At 44.7% G+C, this 215-nt stretch carries 1 protein-coding gene; it reads left to right on the top strand.

Annotated features, from left to right (window positions below):
- On the top strand, positions 1–215 hold a 215-nt coding region (locus DIZ30_RS13290; protein WP_148249343.1), incomplete at both ends, for a Cna B-type domain-containing protein.

The raw sequence follows: 215 nt of genomic DNA, 5'->3' as shown, positions 1-215 counted from the left end.
GGACAAAAAACATGGGAAGACAATGAGAACCAAGACGGCAAACGACCGACGACGATCACAGTAAATCTATTAGCCGACGGTCAACCGATCCAACACAAAGAAGTAAGTGAAAAAGATGATTGGCGCTATCGTTTCACGAATCTGCCAAAATACAGAGACGGGCAAGAAATCATCTATACTGTAACGGAAGACAACGTGCCCGAATACAGTACGAC

It is taken from the genome of Enterococcus sp. H57 (genome assembly GCF_003112495.1).
Lineage (GTDB): Bacteria > Bacillota > Bacilli > Lactobacillales > Enterococcaceae > Enterococcus_B > Enterococcus_B faecium.
Note: the sequence above shows the minus strand (reverse complement) of the source record. Positions and strands in the feature narration are given on the sequence as shown.